This window comes from Streptomyces sp. NPDC012510 (genome assembly GCF_042955065.1).
In the GTDB taxonomy this organism is placed as follows: Bacteria; Actinomycetota; Actinomycetes; order Streptomycetales; family Streptomycetaceae; genus Streptomyces.
The window spans coordinates 44,887-64,174 of the sequence record NZ_JBIBEN010000021.1; the positions used below are offsets into that span (position 1 = coordinate 44,887).

A 19,288-nucleotide genomic window follows, 5' to 3' on the forward strand; every position below is an offset into this window, starting at 1 on the left:
AGCCCAAGTTCGAAGAAGGAACCGCCTCCCCAGCGTGCGCGACCGCCAAAGGGCCCCGGAAGGGCGGCCACCCATACTGGCGGATGCGGATTTGACCGCAGGATCGTCGGGGCCGGTCGCGCAGTTCCCCGCGCCCCTAGAGGTGTCGGGGTAGCCGGAGTTCGAAGAGTGCGCCGGTTTCGGGGGCGTCCGTGACTGTCAGGGTGCCTCCGTGGCGTACGGCGATGTCGCGGGCTATCGCCAGGCCCAGGCCGGCGCCGCCGTCGTCCCTCGCGCGGGACTCGTCGAGGCGGACGAAGCGTTCGAAGATGCGGTCGCGGTCGGCCGGGGGGACACCGGAGCCGTCGTCGGTCACCTGGAGGATCGCCCAGTCGGCGTCGGTGCGCAGGGTGACGGCGACGCGGTCGCGGGCGTGCCGGCCGGCGTTGTCCAGCAGGTTGCCGAGGACGCGGCAGATCTGGACGCGCGAGCCGCGCAGTTCCACGGACCCGACGGCGTCCAGGGTCACACCCTGCCGGGAGGAGACCTCTTCTCGTACGACCTCCGCCAGATCGAAGCGCGCGTCCGCCGGCGGCCGCTCCCCCGCGTCCAGACGGGCGAGCAGCAGCAGGTCGGCGGCGAGGCTCTGCAGTCGTACGGTGTCCTCGACCGCCCCGTCCAGGTCCAGCAACTCCGGGTGCGCCGCGCCCACTTCCAGCTGGGTGCGCAGCGAGGCGATCGGGCTGCGCAGCTCGTGCGAGGCGTCCGCGACGAACGCGCGCTGCCGCTCCACCGAGGCCTCCAACGCGGCCAGCGTCTCGTTCGTCGTCCGGGCGAGCCGGGCGACCTCGTCGTGCGTGTCCGGCTCTGGCACGCGCCGGGAGAGGTCCTCGGAGGCGGTGATGGCCGCCATCTCGGAACGGATGCCCTCGACCGGGCGCAGGGCCCGCCTGGTGACGACGTACGTCACCCCGCCGACCGTCAGCAGCAGGAGCGGCAGCCCGATGAGCATCGCCGTCAACGCGGTGCCGACGGCGTCCTTCTCGGTGGAGAGAGGGGCGCCCGCGTAGACGGTGAGCGGCGCTCCCCCCTTCGTGACCACGTCGACCGCGGCGAACCGATAGGTCTTCGTGTCGCCCTCGACGGTCGCGGTGCCCTCGCCGTACCGGGTCTCGTCGGCGGTCCGGCCGGCGGAGAGGTCGTCCTCGTTCTGCTCGTCCGCGCGTTCGTCCGCGTCGTCGGCGTCACCGGCGTCGTCGTTGTCGGTGGAGTTCAGCCGGTCGGACTCTATCTCGGTCACGTCCATGGCCTCGACGTCCTCGCCGAGGGCGACCGCCTTCCCCTTCCGGTCCAGGACCGCGACGGGGTTCTCGTCGCCGTCCGGCAGGGTGAGATCGCGGTAGGCGAACCCGTATGCCAGCTCGGAGGTGGCGTTGCGGGCCACGGAGTCGGCCTCGGCGTCCGCCTGGTCGATGAGGCTGGAGCGCAGCGAGAGCAGTACGGCCGCGCCGGCGGCGACCAGGGCGACGGCGACGACGAGGGTCGCGGCGAGAGTGGCGCGGGCCCGCACCGAGCCCAGACGGCGCCTCATGCGCGGACCTCCAGTCTGTATCCGGCGCCGCGTACGGTCTTGATGAGCTCGGCGCCGAGCTTGCGCCGCAGGGCGCTGATGTAGACCTCGACGATGTTCGGGTCACCGTCGTAGGCGAAGTCCCAGACGTGCTCCAGGATGTCGGCCTTCGACACGACCTCCCCGGCCCGCACGACGAGTTGCTCCAGGACGGAGAACTCCTTGGCGGTCAGGGTGATCTCGTTCTCCGCGAGGAACACCCGCCGGGCGGCGGTGTCCAGTTTGAGGTCGCCGACCACCTGCACGGGAGAGGCGCCGCCGGCCGGACCCCGCCTGCGGAGCAGGGCCTTCACGCGTGCGACGAGGACGACGTAGGAGAACGGCTTGGTCAGGTAGTCGTCGGCGCCCGTGTCGAGCCCCTCGGCCTCGTCGTACTCACCGTCCTTGGCGGTGAGCATCAGGATCGGCACGTCGTGTCCGGCGGCGCGCAGGGCGGCGCACACGCGGTAGCCGTTCATACCGGGCAGCATGATGTCGAGGATCACGAGGTCGTACGACCCCTCGCTCGCCCGGTGCAGTCCGTCGATCCCGTCGTGGACGACGTCCACGGCGTATCCCTCAGCCGTCAGCCCCTTGGCCAGCGACACCGCGAGCCGCTTCTCATCTTCCACGATCAACAGGCGCATGCGCACAGCTTGGCAAACCCAACCTGAAGACGGCTTCAGGGGCCTTCAGCTCGGCTTCAGAGTCGCTCGGGCAGATTGGTTCACGTCGAAAGCACACGGCAGCCAACAAGCCGGTCGCAATCACTCGTAACCGGGAGGAACCCCATGAAGCGCAACATCGTCATCGCCACCATCGCGGCCGCGGCCCTGATCGGCGGCGGCACCGCGACCGCCATCGCGGTCACCGGCGACGACGAGGCGCCGGTGAAGCGGTCCAGCGTGCAGGTGACGGACGACGACAACGGCCGCGACGACGTCGACGGGACCGACACGGACGACAAGAACGACACGTCCGACGACACCACGAACGACGGCACGGACGACAACACCGGTGCCGGCGCCCGGGACGACGCGGACGACAGGGCCGAGGACGCCGCCGAGGCCAAGGCCGCGGACGTCACCGCCGCCGACGCCATCACCGCCGCGCTGAAGCACAAGGCCGGTACGGCCGTCTCCGCCGACCTCGACGACGAGGGCACCAACCTGGTGTGGGACGTGGACATCCTGACCAACGGCGGTGCCTGGCACAGCGTCCAGGTCGACCCCGGCACCGGCAAGGTCCTCGGCTCGCACGCCGACCGGGACGACGACGGGGACGACGCCGCCGAGACCAAGCGGGTCCAGGCCGTCCTGAAGGGCAGCTCCGTCTCCGCCGCGGAGGCCGCCGAGGCCGCCGCCACCAAGGGCACGGTGACCTCCGTCGACCTCGACGAGGAGAGCAGGGACAAGGCCTGGGAGGTCGACACCACCGCCGCTGACGGCACCGGCAGCGACTGGAGGGTGAACCTCGACTCCGCCAAGGTCACCGCCGACCGCTCGGAGGACTGACCACCCGAACCACCGGAAGGGCCGGCCGCCGCCAGGCCGCCGCCCCCTCCAGGAGGACCGCGTCCCCCTCCCCCACACCCGGGGACCGGCCCTCCTCCCCAGCGGGAAGACCGACACCTCGACTCCCCCGAGAGGCACCGGCCTTCCTCACCCCCACCGACAGGGGCACCCGACACCGGGTGCCCCTGTCGCCGTACCACGGGGGTCACGAGGTCGTCAGGGCCGGTGCGACGGCCGTGGGCGCAGTCCTGCTCTCCAGGGGCGCGGGGAACTGCGCGACCGGCCCCCACCCACCCTCACCCGAAAATCAAACGGAGGGGGTCGAAGGGGCGCAGCCCCTGGGGATGGGAAGGGGTAGGGGCGGCGGGGCGAGAAAAAGGCCGCTCAGCCCTGGGTCAGCCCCGCCACCAACTCATCGGCCGCCCGATAGGGGTCCAGCTCTCCCACCACGATCCGCTCCGCGAGCGCCGACAACCGCCGATCCCCATGGAGGTCCCCGATCCGCTCGCGAAGCGCCGTGACCGCGATCGACTCCACCTCGTGCGCCGCCCGGGCCCGCCGCCGCTCCGCCAGAACGCCCCGCTCCTCCATCCAGGCCCGGTGCTTCTCCAGCGCCTCGACGACCTCGTCGACCCCTTCCCCGCGCGCCGCGACCGTCTTCACGATCGGCGGCCGCCAGTCCCCGGGCCCCCGGGACTCCCCCAGCCCGAGCATGTGGTTCAGCTCGCGCGCGGTCGCGTCGGCCCCGTCCCGGTCCGCCTTGTTGACGACGTAGACGTCACCGATCTCCAGGATCCCGGCCTTGGCGGCCTGGATGCCGTCCCCCATGCCCGGCGCCAGCAGCACCACGGACGTGTCCGCCTGGGAGGCGATCTCCACCTCCGACTGCCCGACGCCGACCGTCTCGACCAGGATCACCTCGCAGCCGGCCGCGTCCAGGACCCGGATCGCCTGCGGCGCCGCCCACGCGAGGCCGCCCAGATGCCCACGCGTCGCCATCGAACGGATGTACACGCCGGGGTCGGAGGCGTGCTCCGACATCCGGACCCGGTCACCGAGCAGCGCGCCCCCGCTGAACGGGGACGACGGGTCCACGGCCAGCACACCGACCCGCTTCCCGGCCCGCCGGTACGCCGTCACCAACGCGGACGTGGACGTGGACTTGCCGACGCCCGGGGAACCCGTCAGACCCACCACGTACGCCCCGCCCGTGAGCGGGGCCAGTGCCGCCATGACCTCGCGGAGCTGCGGGGACGCCCCCTCCACCAGGGAGATCAGCCGGGCGACGGCCCGGGGCCGCCCTTCCCTGGCCTGTGCCACCAGCGTGGGGACGTCCTGCATCACAGCTCCGTTCCGAGTGGCCACCCATGGCCACACATAGCCACGTACACCTGAGAAGCGAAGGCCTCAGGCCTTGGGTACCCGCACGATCAGCGCGTCACCCTGCCCGCCGCCACCGCACAGCGCGGCCGCGCCGACACCGCCGCCCCGTCGCTTCAGTTCCAGGGCGAGATGGAGGACGAGCCGGGCGCCGGACATGCCGATGGGGTGCCCCAGAGCGATCGCACCTCCATTGACGTTCACCTTTTCGGTGGAAACTCCGAGGTCGTTCATTGACTGCACGGCGACCGCCGCGAAGGCCTCGTTGATCTCGATCAGGTCGAGGTCCGCCACCTCCAGGCCGTCCTTCTTCAGGGCGTGCCGGATGGCGTTCGACGGCTGCGACTGCAAAGAGTTGTCCGGCCCGGCCACGTTCCCGTGGGCGCCGATCTCGGCCAGCCAGGTGAGGCCGAGCTCCTCCGCCTTCTCCTTGCTCATCACGACCACGGCCGCCGCACCGTCCGAGATCTGCGAGGCGGAGCCGGCCGTGATCGTGCCGTCCTTGGCGAAGGCCGGCCGCAGCTTGCCCAGCGACTCGGCCGTGGTCTCACCCCGGATGCCCTCGTCCTGGCTGAAAACGACCGGCTCGCCCTTGCGCTGCGGGATCTCGACCGGCGTGATCTCGGCGTCGAAGAGGCCGTTCTTCTGCGCGGCGGCGGCCCGCTGGTGCGACAGGGCGGCGATCTCGTCCTGCTCGGGGCGCAGGATGCCGAGGCGGGTGTTGTGCTTCTCGGTGGACTCGCCCATGGCGATGCCCTCGAAGGAGTCGGTCAGACCGTCGTGCGCCATGGCGTCGAGCATCTGGATCGCGCCGTACTTGTATCCCTCGCGGGACTTCGGGAGCAGGTGGGGGGCGTTGGTCATGGACTCCTGGCCGCCGGCCACGACCACGTCGAACTCACCCGCGCGGATCAGTTGGTCGGCGAGCGCGATGGCGTCCAGACCCGACAGACACACCTTGTTGATCGTGAGCGCGGGCACGTTCATCGGGATGCCCGCCTTGACCGCGGCCTGGCGGGCCGGGATCTGCCCCGCCCCGGCCTGGAGCACCTGGCCCATGATCACGTACTGCACCTGGTCGCCACCGATCCCCGCACGGTCCAGGGCGGCCTTGATCGCGAAGCCACCGAGCTCGGCTCCGGAGAAGGACTTCAGCGAACCGAGCAACCGTCCCATGGGCGTACGGGCGCCCGCGACGATCACCGAGGTCCTGCCGTTCGTTCCAGTCATGAGGTGCGATCCCCTTCCAGCTTGTACAGCCGAGGAGTGAACGAGGGTTTACTTCGAATGTACTGAGTGGCACTCCGTGCCGTCACCGGGCTGTCAGTGTGATCGCTGGCACGTTGCGTAACCGCCGCGGGAGCGCTGCACTGACTCCATGCTGACGCGAATCGACCACATCGGGATCGCCTGCTTCGACCTCGACAAGACCGTCGAGTTCTACCGGGCCACCTACGGCTTCGAGGTGTACCACTCCGAGGTCAACGAGGAGCAGGGCGTGCGCGAGGCCATGCTCAAAATCAACAGCACGGACGACGGAGGAGCCTCCTACCTGCAGCTTCTCGAGCCCACCCGCGAGGACTCGACCGTCGCGAAGTGGCTGGCCAAGAACGGCGAGGGTGTCCACCACATCGCCTTCGGCACGGCGGACGTCGACGGCGAGGCCGCCGCGATCAAGGACAAGGGCGTACGCGTCCTGTACGAGGAGCCGCGAGTCGGTTCCATGGGGTCACGGATCACGTTCCTGCACCCCAAGGATTGCCATGGCGTACTGACAGAACTGGTCACTTCGGCGCCAGTTGAGTCACCTGAGCACTGACCCCCGTACATATGGGCCGGTAGGGTTGGGGTCGGCCGTCCCCTTTCAAGGTGACGGCCCGGGTCCTGCCGCCTTCCGACGACAGGGCCCTAGGGCCGGGGTTCCAGGTTTCGGGGGACGAGGGTTAGGGCGGCAGCCCGTGCTCCGCCGTTGATCTGACACCATGCCCCGGGGGCACCGTTCGGCGGTTGGACGGAGCTCGTTTGCCAGAGGTTGCGACCAGGGGACGGATGGGACCGCGCAGTGCGGGGCTACGAACGCCAGGAGCGAGAGCCGGCGGCTGACGTCGACCACCTCTCTCGGTTCGAGGCCGAGATGGAGCGGCTGAAGACCGAGCGGGAAAAGGCGATCCAGCACGCCGAGGACCTCGGCTACCAGGTCGAGGTGCTGCGCGCCAAGCTGCACGAGGCGCGTCGCACCCTCATGTCCCGGCCCGCCTACGACGGGGGCGACCTCGGATACCAGGCCGAGCAGATGCTCCGCCAGGCCCAGATGCAGGCCGACCAGCTCCGCGCGGACGCCGAGCGTGAGCTGAGCCAGGCCCGGGCACAGACCCAGCGGATCCTCCAGGAGCACGCCGAGCAGGCCGCGCGGCTCCAGGCGGAGCTGCACCAGGAGGCGGTCACCCGCCGCCAGCAGCTCGACCAGGAGCTGTCCGAGCGCCGCCAGACCGTCGAGTCGCACGTCAACGAGAACGTGGCGTGGGCCGAACAGCTGCGCGCCCGCTCCGAGCAGCAGGCCCGCCGGCTGGTCGACGAGTCGCGGGCCGAGGCCGAGCAGGCGCTGGCCGCCGCCCGCGCCGAGGCCGAGCGGCTGACGAACGAGGCACGGCAGCGGCTGCAGAGCGACTCCGAGGCGGCCCGCTCCGAGGCCGACCAGATTCTGCGCCGGGCCCGCGCCGAGGCCGAGCGGCTGCTGAACGCGGCGTCCACCCAGGCCCAGGAGGCCACCGAGCACGCCGAGCAGCTGCGCTCCTCCACCGCGACGGAGTCGGACACCGCCCGCCGCCAGGCCTCCGAGCTGAGCCGGGCCGCCGAGCAGCGCATGACGGAGGCCGAGACGGCGCTCCGCGAGGCGCGCGCCGAGGCCGAGAAGCTGGTCACCGAGGCGAAGGAGAACGCGGCCAAGGCCCTCGCCGGCGCCGAGTCGACCAACGAGCAGCGCACGCGTACGGCCAAGGAGCAGGTCGCCCGGCTGGTCCAGGAGGCCACCAAGGAGGCCGAGGCCACCAAGTCGGCCGCCGAGGAAGTCGTCGCGGACGCCAAGGCCGAGGCGGAGAAGCTACTGGCCGAGGCGGCCGAGAAGGCCCGCTCGATCACCGCCGAGGAGTCCGCCTCCCAGCTCGCCAAGACGGCCAAGACCGCCGAGGACGTGCTGAACAAGGCGTCGGAGGACGCCAAGAACACCATCAAGTCCGCCGCCGAGGAGGCCGAGCGGATCCGGTCCGAGGCCGAGGCCGAGGCGGACCGGCTGCGCGCCGAGGCGCACGACCTCGCCGAGGAGCTCAAGGGCGCGGCGAAGGACGACACCAAGGAGTACCGCGCCAAGACGGTCGAGCTGCAGGAGGAGGCGCGCCGACTGCGCGGCGAGGCCGAGCAGCTGCGCTCCGACGCGGTCGCCGAGGGCGAGCGGATCCGCGCCGAGGCCCGCCGCGAGGCCGTCCAGCAGATCGAGGAGGGCGCGAAGACCGCCGAGGAGCTCCTCGCCAAGGCGCGCACGGACGCCGACGAGCTGCGGCAGTCGGCCACCGCGGACAGCGAGAAGGTCCGCACCGAGGCCATCGAACGCGCTTCGACGCTGCGCCGCCAGGCCGAGGAGACCCTGGAGCGCACCCGCAAGGAGGCCGAGCGTCACCGCGCCGAGGCCGAGGAGCAGTCCGAGGAGCTGAAGGCGGAGGCCGAGCGCGCCGCCCGCGAGCTGCGCGAGGAGACCGAGCGCGCCATCGAGGCCCGCAAGGCCGAGGCCGCCGACGAACTGGGCCGGCTGCACACCGAGGCGGAGGCCCGGCTGGCCTCGGCCGAGGAGGCGCTGGCGGACGCCCGCACCGAGGCCGAGCGGATCCGCCGGGAGACCGCCGAGGAGACCGACCGGCTGCGGTCCGAGGCCGCCGAGCGCATCCGTACGCTCCAGGCGCAGGCCGAGGCCGAGGCCGAGCGGCTGCGCGACGAGGCCGCGTCCGACGCGTCCGCGTCCCGCGCCGAGGGCGAGGCCGTCGCCGTACGCCTGCGGTCGGAGGCCGCGGCCGAGGCGGAGCGGCTGAAGTCGGAGGCCCAGGACACCGCCGACCGGGTACGGGCGGAGGCGCAGGCCGCGGCCGAGCGGCTGGCCTCGGAGGCGTCGGAGACACTGGCCGCCGCGCAGGAGGAGGCCGCCCGGCGCCGCCGCGAGGCCGAGGAACTCCTCGGTTCCGCGCGTCAGGAGGCCGACCAGGAGCGCCAGCGGGCCCGCGAGCAGAGCGAGGAGCTACTGGCCTCCGCGCGCAAGCGCGTGGAAGAGGCCCAGGCCGAGGCCGTACGTCTGGTCGAGGAGGCCGAGCGGCGCGCCGGCGAGATGGTGTCGGCGGCCGAGCAGCACGCGCAACACGTCCGGGACTCCGTGGCCGGGCTGCACGAACAGGCCCAGGAAGAGATCGCCGGGCTGCGCAACACTGCGGAGCACGTGGCGGAACGTACGCGCCGGGAGGCCGAGGAGGAGGCGGACCGGGTCCGCTCCGACGCCTACGCGGAGCGGGAGCGGGCCGCGGAGGACGCCGGCCGGGTCCGCCGGGAGGCACGGGACGAGACGGACGCCGCGAAGGCGCTCGCCGAGCGTACGGTCGCGGAGGCCATCGCCGAGGCGGAGCGGATCCGTGCCGACGTGTCCGACCACGCGCAGCGGGTCCGTACGGAGGCCTCGGACGCCATCGCGCGGGCCGACCAGGACGCCTCGCGCACCCGGGCGGAGGCCCGCGACGACGCCAACCGCATGCGCTCGGACGCGGCCACCCAGGCCGACACCCTCATCACCGAGGTCACGGCCGAGGCGGAGCGGCTCACCCGGGAGACCAACGAGGAGGCCGAGCGCGTACGGGCCGAGTCCGTCGCCAAGGCCGACCAGCTGATCGGCGAGGCCACCGACGAGGCGGAACGGCTGCGGGCCGAGGCCGCCGAGACGGTGGGCTCGGCGCAGCAGCACGCCGAGCGGGTCCGGGCCGACGCCGAGCGCGCGCGGGCCGAGGCGGAGGCGGAGGCCGACCGGCTCATGGCGCACGCCCGTGAGGAGGCCGACCGCACCCTGGACGAGGCCCGCAACGACGCGAACAAGCGGCGCTCCGAGGCCGCCGAGCAGGTCGACAAGCTCATCACGGAGACGGCGGCCGAGGCCGACAAGCTGCTCACCGAGGCTCAGACCCAGGCCCAGAAGACCACCGCGGACGCCGAGGGCCAGGCCGACTCGATGGTCGGGGCGGCCCGCAAGGAGGCCGACCGGCTGGTCGCCGAGGCGACCGTCGAGGGCAACTCCACGGTGGAGAAGGCCCGTCAGGACGCCGACGAGCTGCTGGTCGGCGCGCGCCGGGACGCGACGGCCATAAGGGAGCGGGCCGAGGAGCTGCGGGACCGCATCACGGCCGAGATCGAGGCGCTTCACACGCGGGCCCGCCGTGAGGCCGCCGAAACGATGAAATCCACCGGCGACCGTTGTGACGCACTCATCAAGGCCGCCGAGGAACAGTTGGAGAAGGCGACGGCGAAGGCCAAGGAGATCGTTTCCGAGGCGAACTCCGAGGCGGGCAAGGTCCGTATCGCCGCGGTGAAGAAGGCCGAGGGTCTCCTGAAGGAGGCCGAGCAGAAGAAGTCCACGCTCGTCCGTGAGGCCGAGGAACTGAAGGCCGAGGCGATCCGTGAGGCCCGCCGTACGGTCGAGGAGGGCAAGCGCGAGCTGGACGTGCTGGTTCGCCGCCGCGAGGACATCAATGCCGAGATCTCCCGTGTCCAGGACGTCCTGGTGGCGTTGGAGTCTTTTGAGGCCCCGTCGAGCGGCAAGGACGGTGGAGTCAAGACGGGTGCCGCGGCGGGTGCGACCCGTTCGGGTGGTAAGTCGTCAGACGGCTAGCAGAGCCGGGGTGTTACGGGTATCTTCCCGCGCCACCCTTGGCTCTACGGACACCCATTTGTGCTCGTTCTGTGCTTGCCAGGGCCTTGATGCAAAGTTTCTGGCAAGTATTCCGATGGTCGCCACTCAAAAGGGGTGTCATTCTCCAGATCAAACGTGCATCTGCTCGATGACACGCCGCTTCGCCCCCTAGGATTCCACCTATCACCTCACCGGTCTCATTCGACAGGAACCCCATGAGCGACACTTCCCCCTACGGCTTCGAGCTTGTGCGGCGTGGATACGACCGCGCTCAGGTGGACGAACGTATCTCCAAGCTCGTCTCCGACCGTGACTCCGCGCTCGCCCGCATCACCGCTCTGGAGAAGCGCATCGAGGAGCTCCACCTCGAGACGCAGAACGCCCAGGCCGCGGTGACCGATGCCGAGCCGTCCTACGCCGGTCTCGGCGCGCGCGTCGAGAAGATCCTCCGCCTCGCCGAGGAGGAGGCGAAGGACCTGCGCGAGGAGGCCCGCCGCGCCGCCGAGCAGCACCGCGAGCTCGCCGAGTCGGCGGCCCAGCAGGTGCGCAACGACGCGGAGTCCTTCTCCGCGGAGCGCAAGGCCAAGGCCGAGGACGAGGGCGTCCGGATCGTCGAGAAGGCCAAGAGCGACGCTTCGCAGCTGCGTGCCGAGGCGCAGAAGGACGCGCAGTCCAAGCGCGAGGAGGCGGACGCCCTCTTCGAGGAGACCCGTGCGAAGGCCGCGCAGGCCGCCGCCGACTTCGAGACGAACCTCGCCAAGCGCCGCGAGCAGTCCGAGCGCGACCTCGCCTCGCGTCAGCAGAAGGCCGAGAAGCGTCTCGCGGAGATCGAGCACCGCGCGGAGCAGCTCCGCCTGGAGGCCGAGAAGCTGCGCACCGACGCGGAGCGCCGTGCCCGCCAGACGGTGGAGACCGCGCAGCGTCAGGCCGAGGACATCGTCGCGGACGCGAACGCCAAGGCGGACCGGATCCGTTCGGAATCCGAGCGCGAGCTGGCGGCGCTCACCAACCGTCGCGACTCCATCAACGCCCAGCTGACGAACGTGCGCGAGATGCTGGCGACGCTGACGGGCGCGGCCGTGGCCGCCGCCGGCACGCCCGCCACGGACGACGAGCCGATCTCGCGTGGGGTTCCGGCGCAGCAGTCCCGGTAACCCTTCGCCCGACGCCAACGCCTGAACAGGCAGCAGAGGCCCGCATCTCCTCCCGGGGGTGCGGGTTTCTCCTGTCTGTCCGCATCACTGCGGGCAGTCGTGCCGCTGGGGCGATGGGGGCACCGCCCGCCCGGCTTCGGCGCCGGGCGGCTGCCACCCGTACGTGGCTGGTCGCGCGGTTCCCCGCGCCCCTGGAGGGCTTCGCCCTCCGGTGGCAGGTGCGGGACCCCCGTTCTAGCGTGGCCGCATGATCGAGTTGGAGGGGCTGACCAAGCGGTACGGGGAGAAGGTGGCGGTCAACAATCTGACTTTCGCCGTCCGGCCCGGGATCGTGACCGGGTTCCTCGGGCCGAACGGTGCCGGGAAGTCGACGACGATGCGCATGATCCTGGGGCTGGACCGGCCCACGGCCGGGGACGTACGGATCGACGGCAGGCACTACGACGGCCTCAGGGACCCGCTCAGGTACATCGGCGCCCTGCTCGACGCGAAGGCCGTGCACGGCGGCCGTAGCGCCTTCAACCACCTGCTGTGCCTCGCGCAGAGCAACGGCATCCCGAGGGCTCGGGTGCACGAGGTGCTGGACACGGTCGGGCTCACCTCGGTCGCCCGGAAGAAGGCGAAGGGGTTCTCCCTGGGCATGGGCCAGCGGCTCGGGATCGCGGGCGCGCTCCTCGGGGATCCCCGGATCCTGATGTTCGACGAGCCGGTCAACGGCCTCGACCCCGAGGGCATCCACTGGATCCGGAACGTGATGAAGTCCCTCGCGGCGCAGGGGCGGACCGTGTTCGTGTCGTCGCACCTGATGAGCGAGATGGCCCTGACCGCCGACCATCTCGTGGTGATCGGGCAGGGCCGGCTGCTGGCGGACACCTCCATGGCTGACTTCATCCAGCGGAACTCGCGCTCGTACGTACGGATCCGTACGCCGCAGCGCGAGCGGATGCTCGACATGCTGCACTCCGCCGGTGTCACGGTGGCGCAGGCGGGCGACGGGGCGCTGGAGGTGGACGGCGGGAAGGCCGAACGGATCGGTGAGCTGGCCGCGCGGCACCAGCTCGTCCTGCACGAGCTGAGCCCTCGACAGGCATCGCTGGAGGAGGCGTTCATGCGGCTGACGGCCGAGTCGGTGGAGTACCACGCTCACGACGGGGCCCCGGCGGCCCCGGTCCGGACCCCCGTCCGCGCGTGGGGCGGCGACTGGAAGCAGGAGGGCTGAGAGTATGGCCGCCACCCAGGTCGTCCGCTCGGAGTGGACCAAGATCCGGTCGGTGGCGTCCACGGTGTGGACGCTGTCGTTGGCCGTGGTCGTCACCATCGCGCTCGGTGTCCTCCTCTCCCTGCTGTCGAAGCACGAGTTCGACAGCATGAGCCGCGAGGACCGGCTCTCGTTCGACCCGACGTTCATCAGCTTCGCGGGGATGGGCCTGGGGCAGTTGGCGATGATCGTGTTCGGGGTGCTGGTGGTGTCGAACGAGTACAGCACCGGCATGATCCGGACATCGCTGGCCGCCGTGCCGCAGCGGGGCACCTTCCTCTTCGGCAAGATCGCGGTGGCCACCGCCCTCGCCTTCGTGGTGGGGCTCGCGACCAGCTTCGCCGCGTTCTTCCTGGGGCAGGCCATGCTCGGCGAGCACCGAGCCGGGATCGGCGACCCTGGCGTCCTGCGCGCTGTCTTCGGCGGCGGGCTCTATATGACCCTCATCTCCGTGTTCTCGATGGGCGTCGCGGCGATGCTGCGCAGCCCGATGCTGTCGCTCGGCATCCTGATGCCGTTCTTCTTCCTGATCTCCAACATCCTCGGCAACGTCGACGCCACCGAGAAGATCGGCCGGTACCTGCCCGACCAGGCCGGCAGCCGGATCATGCAGGTGGTCACCCCGCTCGACGACGACACCCCGTACGGGCCCTGGGGCGGTCTGGCCATCATGACGCTGTGGGTGGTGGCGGCCCTGCTCGGCGGTTATCTGACGCTGCGGAGGCGTGACGCATGACGTGCGGTTACGTACATGCCACATCGAACGCCGATGACCTGCGAGGTTTTACTTCGCCTTGGGCGGAACCGTCAACGCCCCGATAAGCTCCTACTCCTTACGGGGGCGTGTGCCCCGACGTCCTGAGACGAGTCCGAGACGTCCTGAACCGTTCGATGGGTGCGGAGCATGATCGAGGCAGTCGGCCTGACGAAGCGCTACGGCGCCAAGACGGCCGTGTACAACCTTTCCTTCCAGGTGCGGCCGGGGGCCGTCACCGGCTTCCTCGGGCCCAACGGCTCGGGCAAGTCGACGACGATGCGCATGATCCTCGGCCTGGACAATCCGACCTCCGGGCAGGTGACGATCGGCGGCTATCCGTACCGCAAACTGCCGAACGCGGCCCGTCAGGTCGGTGCCCTCCTCGACGCCAAGGCGGTGCACGGCGGCCGGCACGCCCGCAACCACCTGCTGTCCCTGGCGCAGCTCTCCGGCATCCCGGCCCGCCGGGTCGACGAGGTGCTCGGTGTCGTCGGCCTCCAGGACGTCGCCAAGAAGCGGTCCAAGGGCTTCTCGCTCGGTATGGGCCAGCGGCTCGGCATCGCCGCCGCCCTGCTCGGCGACCCCCAGGTGCTGCTCTTCGACGAGCCGGTCAACGGCCTCGACCCCGAGGGCATCCTCTGGGTCCGCAACCTGATGAAGGCACTCGCCGCCGAGGGCCGCACGGTCTTCGTCTCCTCGCACCTGATGAGCGAGATGGCGCTGACCGCCGACCATCTGATCGTGATCGGGCGCGGGCAACTGCTCTCCGACATGAGCGTCAAGAACTTCATCTCGGCGAACTCCGCCGACTTCGCGCGCGTACGGACGCCGGACGCCGAGCCACAGCAGCGCGAGAAGCTGTCGGCCGCGCTGACCGAGGCGGGCGGCCAGGTGCTGCCCGAGCAGGACGGCGCGCTGCGCGTCATGGGTCTGCCGCTCCCCCGGATCAGCGACCTCGCGCACGGCGCGGACGTACGGCTGTGGGAGCTGTCGCCGCACCAGGCCTCGCTGGAGGAGGCGTACATGCGGATGACGCAGGGCGCCGTCGACTACCGCTCGACGATCGACCAGAAGGCCGGTCTCCAGCAGCCCCTGCCGCCCGGCGCCCAGCCGCCGATGCCGGTGCCCGGGCAGGGCCAGCCGGGCTGGTACGCCCCGCCGGCACCGCAGAACGGCGGCCAGCCGTACGCGCCGCAGGGCCAGCCCGTACCGCAGGGGCCGCCGGCCGGTCCGTACGGGGCCCCGGCGCCCGCCGCCCCGGCTCCCGCACCCGGGCAGGCCCAGCCGAACCCGTACGCCCAGGCCGCGCCCCAGGCCCCCGCGCAGCCGTCCGCCGCGCCGGCCCCGGCACCGGCCGCCCCCGCCGCCCCCGCGCCCGCCGCCGACCTGACGAAGTCCGAGGACGCCCGATGAGCACGCCCCAGCCACCCGTCACCCAGCAGCCGCCGACCCCCAACTGGCAGGGGGTGCCCGCCGGTTCGTACACCTCGCCGATCCCGGTGGTGCGCACGCACCTCGGCCATGCGATCTCCTCCGAGTGGACGAAGATCAAGTCGGTCCGCTCGACGATGTGGACCCTGGGCGTCTTCGTCGCCCTGGTGATCGGCCTCGGCCTGCTCTTCGCGCTCATCGCCGCTAACACGGGCGCCAACATGGAGGGCGAGTCCCCGCTGGTCCTCGGTCTGTTCGGGCTGATGATCGGCAGCGTCTGCGTCATCACGCTCGGCGTGCTGACCACCGCCTCCGAGTACGGCACGGGGATGATCCGGACTACGATGACCGCGTGCCCGAGCCGTGGCCGGGTGCTCGTCGCCAAGGCGATCGTGTTCTTCGCGCTCTGCTTCACGGTCACCCTGGCCTCCACCGCGTTCGTCGGCTTCGCCCAGGTGGCGATCATGGAGGGCGACGGCGCCGCGAGCCCCGACGGCGAGGAGTGGTTCAAGGCCACGGTCGGCGTGAGCCTGTTCCTGGCGCTGTTCGGACTGCTGGCCCTGCTGGTGGGATCGCTGATCCGGCACTCGGCGGGCGCGATCACCATCATGCTCGGTGTCTTCCTCGCCCCGCTGGTCATCGCGATCTTCATGTTCTCGGAGTCGCTGAGGGAGGTGCAGGAGTTCCTGCTGGAGTACTCGATCCCGAGCCAGCTCAGCGTCTTCTACGGCTCGGAGCTCAGCCAGTCCGGCCCGTCCGGCTGGGACCCGCTGTGGATCATGCTCGGGCTGGTGGCGGCCGTGTTCGTCGGCGCTTGGGCCCTGCTGGAGAAGCGGGACGTGTGACAGGAGTCCGAGGGAATCAGAACCTCGGCGCGTTACGGGACCGCCGCACCCTCGTGGTGCGGCGGTCCTTCGCGTTCCAGCAGGCCTTGTGCCAGTGACGTCGCTCGTCCACGCCCGAGTGCTCGGGCCAGGCCACGACATGCGGCACCCCGGAAGGGATCATCTGGTCGCAGCCGGGGCAGCGGTAGGTCTTGCCCGCCGTGCTCGCGCCCGCCACATGACGCACGCTCCACTCCTCACCCTGCCAGGGCTCGCTGGTCTGCCAGCCGCCGTACCGGTCCGACCGGTCGCCATCCGCGCCGCGGCCTGAAGAACCCGACGGACCGTCGCCCTTGGGGCGGTTGCGACGCGGGGACAAGGGACACCTCACGGGGCTATACAGGGAGCAGGACGGGTGTCCAGCCTACGCGCGCCCGGTGGGGGTACGCGTACGTCACCAAACCCCTCAGAACGCCCTCCGTCCGGCGCATTCTGCAGACAATCCGCAAATCTCGTCGCCAGGCCGTGTCTTCGGCACGTGTCATGCGGTTATGCCGGTGGGGGAGCTCCCGAGTCGGAGCCGAGGAAGCAGGAAGAGCGATGCACGTAGGAACATTTGTACTGGGAGCCCAATTCCCCGGCCAGGGCCAGGGGGAAGCGCTCCACCGGGCGGTACGGACTGCGGAAGTGGCCGACGAGACCGGGCTGGACGCGGTCTGGCTGGCCGAGCACCATTTCGTGCCGTACGGCACCTGCCCGTCGGCCATCACCCTCGCCGCGTTACTGCTGGGGCGCACCCGGCGGATCCGGGTCGGCACGGCGGTCAGCGTGCTGCCGACCGTCCATCCCGTGGCCCTGGGCGAACAGGCCGCCCTGCTGCATGTCACCTCCAGCGGACGCTTCTCGCTGGGCGTCGGACGCGGCGGCCCCTGGGTCGACCTGGAGGTGTTCGGCTCCGGGTTGGAGGCGTACGAGAAGGGGTTCCCGGAATCACTCGATCTGCTCATGCGCTGGCTGCGCGACCCCACTGTCTCGGCGTCGGGGGAACGATTCAGCTTCCGTGCGGTCCCCGTCGTACCGAGGCCCTCGGAGGACCTGGACGAGACCCCGGGGCCCGAGGTCGTCGTCGCCTGCACCTCGCCGGCGAGCGTACGACTGGCCGCCGAACGCGGGCTGTCGATGCTCCTCGGGATGCACGTCGGGGACGAGGAGAAGGCCGAGATGGTCGCGATGTGGCGCAAGTGCGCCCGGGAGGCGGGCCGTTCACCGGAGGAGATCTCCGGCGCGGCCCATGTCTCGGCCGGTGTCTGCCAGATCGCCGACCGGCGCACCGACGCCGTGGAGGCGCTCACCAAGGCCATGCCGGGCTGGCTGAAGCAGGGCCTCGACGCGCATGTGACCGTCGACGGCCGCGCCCGCTCCATGCGGGACCCACTGGCCTACACCGAACTGCTCTGCGGGCTGCACCCGGTGGGGACTCCCCGGCTGTGCGCCGACCGGCTCGCGGCGACCAGCGAACGGACGGGCATCTCCCGCTTCGCGCTGCTCGTCGAGGGCACCGGCGATCTGTCGGCGACGGAGGAGAACGTACGGCGACTCGGTGCCGAGGTGCTGCCTCACCTCGGCTGAGCCAGGCCGTCCTGCTGAGCCTTGCCAAACCTTTCCTTGTGGTACCGGGTCAGTCGGACGGACCATGCCCGGCGTGGAGCTTGCCGCCCCGGTTACTGATGCACCTCCCGCGGTTGGAGCGGCAAGCCGTGCTGCCTCATGGCCTCAGCAGTCCCGGAGTTCCGGGGACTGGTTGAGGAGCTGGCCACGGATCGAGGTGAAGCGGGCCAGCCGGTCGTCCACGGACGGGTCCAGTGGGAACACCGCCACCCGGTGGCAGTTCTGGAAGGCCAGCCGTACACCGAAGTGCCGCTGCAGTGCGCCGCGAATCGCGTCACTGGCGAGCGCGCGCAGCAGTTGCCCGCGTGCCTGCTCGTCCGGCGGGGGCGTCTGGTTGTCGGCGAACTCTCCGCCGTCGACCTTCAGCTGGGCCACCAGAGAGCTGATCATCTCCCACGCGTAGGGCAGGGAGGTCCGGACGCAGTCGACGAAGGCGGCTTCGTCGACCTCGCCTCGCTCGGCCTGTTCGAGTAGGGCCGGTGAGACGTCGAGCGACATGGGTTCTCCTCTCGCACCCCCACAACAACAGGGGTTGACGGACAAGGTCGGAGATCGGGTCGACGAACACGCAGAGTGCACGCTTCACGACCTCCAGTTTCTACCGTAGGCAACCGGAGGGGGCGGCACTAGGAGGTTGCGCGCACCGACAGGGTGCAGGACGCACACAATCAGCCAATGCCGAACACAAGTTGACAGCGGCACATGCCGGGGGACGACGGAGGCCCACGTGAGGGGCAGGGGAGCGTGACGGAGGGCGACGGTCGTCCCGGAGTGCCCGACCGGTGTCGAAGCGAGCGTCGAATCGGTCGGTACGGCAGCCGTCACGTGGATCGGTGCGGCCGCCGAATCGGTCGGCACCGCCGTCGAATCGCGCGCACCCACCGGTGTCGAGTAGCGTTGCCGACCATGCGTCTCGTCATTGCCCGCTGTTCCGTGGACTACGCGGGCCGGCTCACCGCCCATCTTCCCTCGGCCCCTCGCCTGATCCTGGTGAAGGCGGACGGCAGCGTCTCGATCCACGCGGACGACCGGGCCTACAAGCCCCTCAACTGGATGTCGCCGCCCTGCACGCTGAAGGAGGGCACGGGTGACGAGGCGGGCGTCTGGACCGTCATCAACAAGGCGGGCGAGAAGCTCATCATCACCATGGAGGAAGTCCTCCACGACTCCTCGCACGAACTGGGCGTCGACCCCGGTCTGATCAAGGACGGCGTGGAGGCGCACCTCCAGGAACTCCTCGCGGACCGCATCGAGACCCTGGGTGAGGGCTACACCCTCATCCGCCGCGAGTACATGACCGCGATCGGACCCGTCGACATCCTGTGCCGGGACGCCGACGGCGCGACCGTCGCGGTGGAGATCAAGCGGCGGGGTGAAATCGACGGTGTCGAGCAACTCACGCGCTATCTGGAGCTGTTGAACCGCGACCCGCACCTCGCGCCGGTCCGCGGTATCTTCGCGGCCCAGGAGATCAAGCCCCAGGCCCGCGTCCTCGCCACCGACCGCGGCATCGGCTGTGCGGTCCTGGACTACGACGCCCTGCGCGGCATCGAGGACGACAAGCTCCGCCTCTTCTGAGGACCGGGCTTCCACCGGACCGTTCCTCTTCACCGGCCACGTCACTTGGCCGCTGTTTTCTGTCCGCCGCGACGGGCTCAGCCACGCGGCGGTCAGCCACGTCGGAGACCGGCGGCGCCGAACCGACCTGAGGTGGGTTCGGCGCCGCCGGGCAACACCGTTCGGGCCGATCCGCCGTCGCGGCGGACCCATGGGGCCGTAGCG

At 71.0% G+C, this 19,288-nt stretch carries 16 protein-coding genes; 10 read left to right on the plus strand and 6 right to left on the minus strand.

What is annotated here, in order from left to right; all coding sequences use genetic code 11:
* Window positions 1-136 precede the first annotated feature (136 nt).
* On the minus strand, window positions 137-1,570 hold the full coding sequence (locus tag ACFY9I_RS31980; protein WP_391007905.1) for an ATP-binding protein: 1,434 nt from the start codon (window positions 1,568-1,570) through the stop codon (window positions 137-139).
* On the minus strand, window positions 1,567-2,235 hold the full coding sequence (locus ACFY9I_RS31985) for a response regulator (protein WP_391007907.1): 669 nt from the start codon (window positions 2,233-2,235) through the stop codon (window positions 1,567-1,569). The genes ACFY9I_RS31980 and ACFY9I_RS31985 overlap by 4 nt, the downstream gene beginning before the upstream one ends.
* A gap of 144 nt (window positions 2,236-2,379) precedes the next feature.
* Here ACFY9I_RS31985 and ACFY9I_RS31990 point away from each other — a divergent pair, with 144 nt between their 5' ends.
* The gene (locus ACFY9I_RS31990; RefSeq protein ID WP_391007908.1) at window positions 2,380-3,102 is read left to right on the plus strand and encodes a PepSY domain-containing protein; all 723 of its coding nucleotides are present in this window, start codon (window positions 2,380-2,382) and stop codon (window positions 3,100-3,102) included.
* Window positions 3,103-3,486: 384 nt separating this feature from the next.
* Here ACFY9I_RS31990 and meaB read toward each other — a convergent pair whose 3' ends face one another.
* Window positions 3,487-4,443: a methylmalonyl Co-A mutase-associated GTPase MeaB gene (gene meaB / locus ACFY9I_RS31995; RefSeq protein ID WP_391007909.1), complete on the minus strand. Its 957-nt coding sequence runs from the start codon at window positions 4,441-4,443 to the stop codon at window positions 3,487-3,489.
* Between the two features lie 66 nt (window positions 4,444-4,509).
* A complete protein-coding gene (locus ACFY9I_RS32000) occupies window positions 4,510-5,712 on the minus strand; it encodes an acetyl-CoA C-acyltransferase (RefSeq protein ID WP_391007910.1) in 1,203 nt (400 codons plus the stop codon).
* Window positions 5,713-5,860: 148 nt separating this feature from the next.
* On the opposite strand from ACFY9I_RS32000, the gene mce reads away from it, so the two are divergent.
* From mce to ACFY9I_RS32035, 7 genes are all read left to right on the plus strand, one after another.
* Entirely contained in the window at window positions 5,861-6,301 is a 441-nt protein-coding gene (gene mce, locus ACFY9I_RS32005; protein ID WP_257567155.1) for a methylmalonyl-CoA epimerase, read from the plus strand.
* 243 nt (window positions 6,302-6,544) lie between these two features.
* Window positions 6,545-10,393 (plus strand): polarized growth protein Scy, encoded by a 3,849-nt coding sequence (gene scy, locus ACFY9I_RS32010; protein WP_391007911.1) that lies wholly within the window; start codon window positions 6,545-6,547, stop codon window positions 10,391-10,393.
* 236 nt (window positions 10,394-10,629) lie between these two features.
* The gene (locus tag ACFY9I_RS32015; protein ID WP_391007912.1) at window positions 10,630-11,568 is read left to right on the plus strand and encodes a cellulose-binding protein; all 939 of its coding nucleotides are present in this window, start codon (window positions 10,630-10,632) and stop codon (window positions 11,566-11,568) included.
* 247 nt (window positions 11,569-11,815) lie between these two features.
* Window positions 11,816-12,787: an ATP-binding cassette domain-containing protein gene (locus ACFY9I_RS32020; RefSeq protein ID WP_391007914.1), complete on the plus strand. Its 972-nt coding sequence runs from the start codon at window positions 11,816-11,818 to the stop codon at window positions 12,785-12,787.
* Window positions 12,788-12,791: 4 nt separating this feature from the next.
* Window positions 12,792-13,562 (plus strand): ABC transporter permease, encoded by a 771-nt coding sequence (locus tag ACFY9I_RS32025; RefSeq protein WP_391007916.1) that lies wholly within the window; start codon window positions 12,792-12,794, stop codon window positions 13,560-13,562.
* Between the two features lie 168 nt (window positions 13,563-13,730).
* Entirely contained in the window at window positions 13,731-14,996 is a 1,266-nt protein-coding gene (locus tag ACFY9I_RS32030; protein ID WP_391007918.1) for an ATP-binding cassette domain-containing protein, read from the plus strand.
* Window positions 14,993-15,859 (plus strand): ABC transporter permease subunit, encoded by an 867-nt coding sequence (locus ACFY9I_RS32035; protein ID WP_391007920.1) that lies wholly within the window; start codon window positions 14,993-14,995, stop codon window positions 15,857-15,859. The genes ACFY9I_RS32030 and ACFY9I_RS32035 overlap by 4 nt, the downstream gene beginning before the upstream one ends.
* 16 nt (window positions 15,860-15,875) lie before the next feature.
* On the opposite strand, the gene ACFY9I_RS32040 is transcribed toward ACFY9I_RS32035, so the two are convergent.
* Complete coding sequence (locus ACFY9I_RS32040; protein ID WP_391007922.1) at window positions 15,876-16,217, minus strand: ATP/GTP-binding protein; 342 nt, start codon at window positions 16,215-16,217, stop codon at window positions 15,876-15,878.
* 221 nt (window positions 16,218-16,438) lie between these two features.
* Here ACFY9I_RS32040 and ACFY9I_RS32045 point away from each other — a divergent pair, with 221 nt between their 5' ends.
* Window positions 16,439-17,467 (plus strand): LLM class flavin-dependent oxidoreductase, encoded by a 1,029-nt coding sequence (locus ACFY9I_RS32045; RefSeq protein ID WP_391007924.1) that lies wholly within the window; start codon window positions 16,439-16,441, stop codon window positions 17,465-17,467.
* A gap of 144 nt (window positions 17,468-17,611) precedes the next feature.
* Here ACFY9I_RS32045 and ACFY9I_RS32050 read toward each other — a convergent pair whose 3' ends face one another.
* The gene (locus ACFY9I_RS32050; RefSeq protein WP_005480204.1) at window positions 17,612-18,004 is read right to left on the minus strand and encodes an SCO5389 family protein; all 393 of its coding nucleotides are present in this window, start codon (window positions 18,002-18,004) and stop codon (window positions 17,612-17,614) included.
* Between the two features lie 408 nt (window positions 18,005-18,412).
* Here ACFY9I_RS32050 and nucS point away from each other — a divergent pair, with 408 nt between their 5' ends.
* Window positions 18,413-19,084: an endonuclease NucS gene (nucS, locus tag ACFY9I_RS32055; RefSeq protein ID WP_391007926.1), complete on the plus strand. Its 672-nt coding sequence runs from the start codon at window positions 18,413-18,415 to the stop codon at window positions 19,082-19,084.
* The last annotated feature ends 204 nt before the right edge of the window (window positions 19,085-19,288 follow it).